5 protein-coding genes are annotated in these 6,450 nt (G+C 71.1%); 3 read left to right on the top strand and 2 right to left on the bottom strand.

What is annotated here, in order from left to right; all coding sequences use genetic code 11:
• Positions 1-67 precede the first annotated feature (67 nt).
• A complete protein-coding gene (locus ACIF80_RS13775; RefSeq protein WP_381219943.1) occupies positions 68-469 on the bottom strand; it encodes an SseB family protein in 402 nt (133 codons plus the stop codon).
• A 269-nt stretch (positions 470-738) separates the two neighbouring features.
• Between ACIF80_RS13775 and ACIF80_RS13770 the strand changes: the two genes are divergently transcribed.
• Together ACIF80_RS13770 and ACIF80_RS13765 are read left to right on the top strand one after the other, a co-directional pair.
• A complete protein-coding gene (locus ACIF80_RS13770; RefSeq protein ID WP_399803514.1) occupies positions 739-2,184 on the top strand; it encodes a glyceraldehyde-3-phosphate dehydrogenase in 1,446 nt (481 codons plus the stop codon).
• Positions 2,185-2,379: 195 nt separating this feature from the next.
• The gene (locus ACIF80_RS13765) at positions 2,380-3,354 is read left to right on the top strand and encodes a hypothetical protein (RefSeq protein WP_399803511.1); all 975 of its coding nucleotides are present in this window, start codon (positions 2,380-2,382) and stop codon (positions 3,352-3,354) included.
• A 22-nt stretch (positions 3,355-3,376) separates the two neighbouring features.
• Here ACIF80_RS13765 and ACIF80_RS13760 read toward each other — a convergent pair whose 3' ends face one another.
• Positions 3,377-5,038: an FAD-dependent oxidoreductase gene (locus ACIF80_RS13760; RefSeq protein WP_399803508.1), complete on the bottom strand. Its 1,662-nt coding sequence runs from the start codon at positions 5,036-5,038 to the stop codon at positions 3,377-3,379.
• Between the two features lie 245 nt (positions 5,039-5,283).
• Here ACIF80_RS13760 and ACIF80_RS13755 point away from each other — a divergent pair, with 245 nt between their 5' ends.
• Complete coding sequence (locus ACIF80_RS13755; RefSeq protein WP_399803505.1) at positions 5,284-6,423, top strand: SchA/CurD-like domain-containing protein; 1,140 nt, start codon at positions 5,284-5,286, stop codon at positions 6,421-6,423.
• Positions 6,424-6,450: the final 27 nt, after the last annotated feature.

Raw genomic sequence — 6,450 nt, 5'->3', positions numbered from 1 at the left:
GGGGGGCTCTTACGTGGTTATTGCGGGCCCGTTTGGCTCGGGTGATTATCGGTTTGCGGCCCCGGCCCTAGGGGCGGGCCAGCAGGGTGCGCACCCCCTCCGATGTCAGCGTCAGACGGTGTTCCGAGCTGCCGTCGATGGTGAGGGACAGCTCGTCGGCCGGCCACTGCGCGGCCAGCGCCCCGAGCGGCACCAGGCGGTAGCGGGAGACGAACGGCAGCAGTCCCGACATCTCCAGTTCCGAGGTGAAGACCGGCACCACCTGGATGCCGTCCGGCTGCTCCATCACCGGCAGCGCGACCGCGCCGGGGTCGGCGGCCTCGTCACCCGCGTCGTCGGGCACGGGGATCAGTACGTCACTGTTGGCGAGGGCGTCCAGCGCCGCCGTGTCCTGGGTGTTGTCGGCGAGAGCGTCCAGAGCCCGCTGGGCGGACGTGGGGTCATTGTTCTCGTGCGCGGGTGTCTCCATGGCGGCTTCCCTCGTAGCGGCGGTCGTACGGACCCGCCCCGGACGGAATCGGCGACGGCCGTCGGCGATCCGCGACGAGCGATCCGCGGGCGGCGGACCGGCAGAAGGCGGATCGGCCGATCGGACCGGGACCCGCTCCGGGCACGGTCCTGGACGCGTACCCGATCGCGCGGTCCGCAATCCTCCCCGCACCGGAAGGGAGACCCCGGCGGAGCCCTCTGACCGGCATGGTTATCATATGAGCGCCGCCTAGCTCGAAAGATAATCCTGTGACTGTCACTGAAGACTCGTTCACCAGCTGGAAGCACCGCGAGGAGATCGCGGAGTCGATGATCCCGATCATCGGGAAGCTGCACCGCGAGCGGGACGTCACCGTCCTGCTGCACAGCCGCTCCTTGGTGAACAAGTCGGTGGTCTCGATCCTCAAGACCCACCGCTTCGCCCGTCAGATCTCCGGCCAGGAGCTGTCGGTCACCGAGACGCTGCCCTTCCTCCAGGCACTCACCGCGCTCGACCTCGGTCCGTCCCAGATCGACCTCGGTCTCCTCGCCGCGACCTACCGGACCGACGACCGCGGACTGTCGGTCGCGGAGTTCACCGCCGAGGCCGTGGCCGGAGCCACCGGCGCCCACAAGATCGACCGCCGTGAGCCGCGCGACGTCGTCCTCTACGGCTTCGGCCGCATCGGCCGGCTCCTCGCCCGCCTGCTCATCGAGAAGTCCGGCTCCGGCAACGGCCTGCGGCTGCGCGCCATCGTGGTCCGCCGGGGCGGCGAGCAGGACATCGTCAAGCGCGCCTCCCTGCTGCGCCGCGACTCCGTGCACGGCCAGTTCCAGGGCACGATCACCGTGGACGAGGCGAGCAGCACGATCGTCGCCAACGGCAACACCATCAAGGTGATCTACGCCGACGACCCGTCGGAGCTGGACTACACGGCGTACGGCATCAAGAACGCCATCCTCATCGACAACACCGGCAAGTGGCGCGACCGCGAGGGCCTCTCGCAGCACCTGCGTCCCGGCGTCGACAAGGTCGTGCTGACCGCGCCCGGCAAGGGCGACGTGCCCAACATCGTGCACGGCGTCAACCACGACACCCTCAAGCCGGACGAGCAGATCCTCTCCTGCGCCTCCTGCACCACCAACGCGATCGTCCCGCCGCTCAAGGCGATGGCGGACGAGTACGGTGTGCTGCGCGGCCACGTGGAGACCGTCCACTCGTTCACCAACGACCAGAACCTGCTGGACAACTACCACAAGTCCGAGCGCCGCGGCCGCTCCGCGCCGCTGAACATGGTGATCACCGAGACGGGTGCCGCCTCCGCCGTCGCCAAGGCGCTGCCCGACCTCGACGCGACGATCACCGGCAGCTCGATCCGGGTCCCGGTGCCGGACGTCTCCATCGCGATCCTCAATCTCCAGCTGGGCCGCGCGGCCGACCGCGCCGAGGTGCTCGAATACCTCCGCGAGGTGTCGCTCACCTCGCCGCTGAAGCGCCAGATCGACTTCATCAGCGCCCCCGACGCGGTCTCCAGCGACTTCATCGGCTCGCGGCACGCCTCGATCGTCGACGCCGGCGCCCTCAAGGTCGAGGGGGACAACGCGATCCTGTACCTCTGGTACGACAACGAGTTCGGTTACTCCTGCCAGGTCGTCCGGGTCGTCCAGTACGTCTCCGGCGTGGAGTACCCGACCTTCCCCGCGCCGGCTTCCTGACCGGCCGGGCACGGCCGGGCGGACGGAAGGACACACTCACGCACCGCGTCGTTTTCCCCGACTGCCGGTGGCCAAGTGCCTGTTCAGGCCCTTGGCCGCCGGTGGGGTGCCCAAACCCCGTCACGCCGAGGTCCGGATCGGTAACGATCGGGTCGCAGCGGTTGCCGGACCCGAAACAGTTCCTAGTCTGCGGGCATGTCGCTCTTCAGCAGTCGTACCGGTAAACGTCCCCGCCTCGCCCCCGCCCTCGACGACGCCGCCCTCGCGCGCATCCTCCGGCAGGTGAGCAAGCGCGGTGGGGGCGTCAAGTCGACGGAGGTGACTCTCGTCGCGGCCTTCCTGGAGGAAACCGGGGACAACTGGGACCGGCGCAGCCACCGGATGACCGTGCTGGCCGGGGAGACGGCCGAATCGAAGTCCGACCTGGCCTCGGCCTGGCTGACCAGGGAGCCGAAGAACTCCGACGCGCTGGTGTTCCACTCCTGGGTCGGTCTGATGCGCGGCCTGCGGGACAGACACCTGGAGGACGCCACCCAGTTGGTGACCCAGTGCCACCGGGCCGCGGAGCTGAGGCCGGCGGACCCGCTGCCCTGGGTGGCCCTGCTCGGCATGGCCCGCCTCGAGCGGTATCCGCAGAGCGAGGTCAACGCCATCTGGCGGGAGGCCACCGGACGCGACCGCTGGCACCGTGAGGCCTATCTGCAGATGCTCGCCCATCTGTCGCCGGAGGAAGGGGGATCGAGCGCGGCCGTCCTCGACTTCATCGACGTGGTGCGCACCCGGATACCGGCCAACGCGCCGTGCGCCGCGGTCGAGCTGACCGCGGCCGTCCGGCAGTACCAGGGGCTGGTGGCGCAGGGCGGCGTCCGGGCCATGACGGCCGGTCAGCTGTGGGAGGGCGGGCAGATCGCGGCCTCGCTGGAACAGGCCGCCTCCCTCTGGGCGAAGCCGGGATTCTTCCAGCACGCGGCGGCCCAGGCGGACCTGAACGTCCTGGCGTACGCGCTGTGCGCGGCCGGCCGGGCCGTCGACGCCAACCATGTGTTCGAGGCGCTCCAGGGCACGGTGACTCCGTGGCCGTGGAACGACGACGGGCCCGCGGTCCAGCGGTTCGAACAGCACAGGGCCAAGGCGGAGCGGGGGCGGCAGGGCGGCGTCGGAGGAGCCTGACGCCGCCTCGCCGCGCGCATCGTCAGTCCCGTTCCCGGGCCAGGACGTCCGTGACGGCCTTCCGCAACGCCGTCGCGGGGTCCGCCGCGGCCCCTTCGGAGCGCCACGCCACGAATCCGTCGGGGCGGACCAGGACCGCGCCGTCCCCGGTGACGCCGTGGGCCTGTGCCCAGTCCACGCCGTCGCCCGGCGTCAGGTCCGCGGCGGGCCCGGTGCCGATCCGGTAGGCGTCGAGGGGCACCCGCAGCTGCTGCGCCGCCTGCGCCGCGGCGGTGTGCCAGGCGGCGCCGCCGGACTCGCCGGTCAGCAGCACCAGGGACCGCTCGTACAGGTCGAGGGTGGAGATGCGGACGCCGTCGCGGTCCAGCCACAGGTGGGGGGCCCGGGTGCCCGGCTCCCCCGTCAGCTGCAGGCCCTCCGGGACGACCGGCGCCGCCGGGTCGCCGCCGACGACCGCGCCCTGCGGGTAGCGGTAGCCCAGCGCCACGTTGAGGATTCCGCCCTTCGGGCCCTTGCTGCCGGCGCCCGCCGCGGGCGTGTAGCCGGGGTGGCTGTGCTCGACCGAGCGGTTCGAGGCGCGGGCGCTGGTCGCCTCGGCGACCGGCCGGCGCTCGGCCTCGTAGGACTCCAGCAGTCCGGGGCCCGCCCAGCCGCCGTGGACGGCGGCCAGCTTCCAGGCGAGATTGTGCGCGTCCTGGATGCCGGTGTTGGAGCCGAACGCCCCGGTGGGCGACATCTCGTGGGCCGAGTCGCCGGCGAGGAACACCCGGCGGTCGGTGTACCTCTCGGCGACCCGCTCGGCGGCGTGCCAGGCGGCCCGGCCGGTGATCTTGACGTCGAGGTCCGGCACGCCGATCGCCCGCCGGATGTGGGCGACGCACCGCTCGTCGGTGAACTCCTCGATCATCTCGCCGTGTTCGGGGTGCCAGGGGGCGTGGAACACCCAGTTCTCGGCGTTGTCGACGGGCAGCAGCGCTCCGTCGGCCTCCGGGTTCGTCAGGTAGCAGACGATGAACCGGCGGTCGCCGACGACGCCCGCGAGGTCGCGTGAGGAGAAGGTGACGCTCACGTTGTGGAACAGGTCCCCCGGACCGTTCTGACCGATGCCGAGCCGCTCCCGCACGGGGCTGCGCGGGCCGTCCGCGGCGACCAGGTAGTCGGCGCGGATGGTGGTGTGCTCGCCGGTCTCCCGGCTCTTGACCCGCGCCGTCACCCCGTCGCCGTCCTGGTCGAACGACATCAGCTCGGTCGCGAAGCGCAGGTCGCCGCCGAGTTCGCGGGCGTGTGCCAGCAGCACCGGCTCGAGGTCGTTCTGGCTGCACTGGCACCACCCGGCGGGGCTGAACCGGGCCAGCCCGCCCCCGGGGTCGATCTCCTTGAACAGCCACTCGCCGTCGCCGTCCGCCAGACTCGGCGTCTGCATGATGCCGTGGTTGTCCGCCAGGACCGACGCGACCTCCCTGATCTGCTGCTCCACTCCGGCCACCCGGAACAGCTCCATGGTGCGCACGTTGTTGCCGCGCCCGCGCGGGTGGATCGACGTGCCCGTGTGACGTTCGACGAGCGTGTGCGGCACGCCCAGACGCCCCAGGAACACGGACATCGACAGACCCACGAGGGAGCCGCCCACGATGAGGACGGGCGTGCGGTGGCCGGTCTCGCCGGCCTCTTGCAATCGGTTCATTGAACTGCCTCCAGCGTCACTCCGGACGGGCGGGAAAAGGTCGCCGCATTCATGCCCGGTACGGGTCTTTTCGTCTCCTGGCGGCACCCGGTTGACGCGCGGTTCACCCACCTGCCCCGTGTGTCTCGCGCACTTCGCGGGGCGCCCCGACGATCGGTTCAGGACGAGCCCGGCCGTTTCGGCGACGGGGTCGTTTCCGACCTCCACTGAAGAGCCTTTCGTGAAGAAGAGGAGAGGTGCGCCGGATGACCACGACGGAACGCACGACGGAACCCACGGCGGGACGCATAGCGCATTCGGCGTTCGACGGCTCCAGGCTGCGGGTGATCCTGCTGCTCGACCTGTACGACGGGGCGCAGGAGCAGTTCCTCGAGGCTTACGAGCACATGAGCAGCAAGGTCGCGTCCATTCCCGGGCACATCCAGGACCAGCTCTGCCAGTCGATCGAGAACCCCTCGCAGTGGCTCATCACCAGCGAGTGGGAGAGCGCGCTTCCCTTCCTCGCCTGGGTGAACAGCGAGGAGCACATCGAGATCGTCCGCCCGATGCACAGCTGTGTCCGCGACACCCGCTCCATGCGCTACAGCGTCCTGCGCGAGACGGAGCCGCGTCCCGGGGCGAAGACGCGGTCCGGTCTGCAGGCGCAGGTCCGCGTGGGCGACGGGGTGGCCCGCCACGCGCTCACTTTCACCGTCAAGCCGGGCAGCGAGTCCAAGGTCGCGGAGCACCTGGCCGGGTACACGTCTCCCAAGGCCCTGCTGAAGACGGACACGAGGCTGCGCCGCACCTCCGTGTTCATGCACGGCAACCGCGTGGTGCGGTGCATGGAGGTCGAGGGCGACCTGGCCGCGGCACTGCGCGACGTGGCCGGCCGGCCCGAGATCCGGGCCATCGAAACGGCCATAGACCCCCACCTGGAGCAGGAGCGGGATCTGTCCGACCCCGGCTCGGCGCGGGTGTTCTTCACCCGGGCCGCGCTCCCCTCCGTGCACCACGTCCGCGCGGACGGCCCCGAGCCCGCCGGTCTGCGGCGGCACGCGCTGTACTACCCGGCCGTCGGGGGACAGGGCCTGGAGCTGGCCCGGTTCCTCTCCCATCAGGACGAGGCCGCGGTCGGTGCCCCGGACAGCCACATCTTCACGAGCACCGTCTTCCAGCGCGACGACATCGTGGTCCGCATGGTCGACGTCACCGGCGACCTCGCCGCCGACCCCGAATGGGCCCTGGGCGTCAAGGGCGCGGGGAAGGCGGCGGAGCTGGAGCGGCTCCTGGACGGCGCGGCGGTCGGCGTCGACGCCCCGCTGAACTCGGAGCGCAACCTCAACCGGCTGCTCTCGCACGCCGACATGCTGCTCGTCACCGACCGCAGCGCGGTGGATTCCTGACGGCAAACCGTGGTGCCGTCCGCGGCC

The sequence above is a fragment of the Streptomyces sp. NPDC085927 genome (assembly GCF_044540975.1).
Classification (GTDB): Bacteria; Actinomycetota; Actinomycetes; order Streptomycetales; family Streptomycetaceae; genus Streptomyces; species Streptomyces hirsutus.
Note: the sequence above shows the minus strand (reverse complement) of the source record. Positions and strands in the feature narration are given on the sequence as shown.

Excerpts from the sequence above, each read along its gene's own strand:
- ACIF80_RS13775 (WP_381219943.1), bottom strand. The coding sequence starts at position 469 with ATGGAGACACCCGCGCACGAGAACAATGACCCCACGTCCGCCCAGCGG.
- ACIF80_RS13765 (WP_399803511.1), top strand. The coding sequence starts at position 2,380 with ATGTCGCTCTTCAGCAGTCGTACCGGTAAACGTCCCCGCCTCGCCCCC.
- ACIF80_RS13760 (WP_399803508.1), bottom strand. The coding sequence starts at position 5,038 with ATGAACCGATTGCAAGAGGCCGGCGAGACCGGCCACCGCACGCCCGTC.
- ACIF80_RS13755 (WP_399803505.1), top strand. The coding sequence starts at position 5,284 with ATGACCACGACGGAACGCACGACGGAACCCACGGCGGGACGCATAGCG.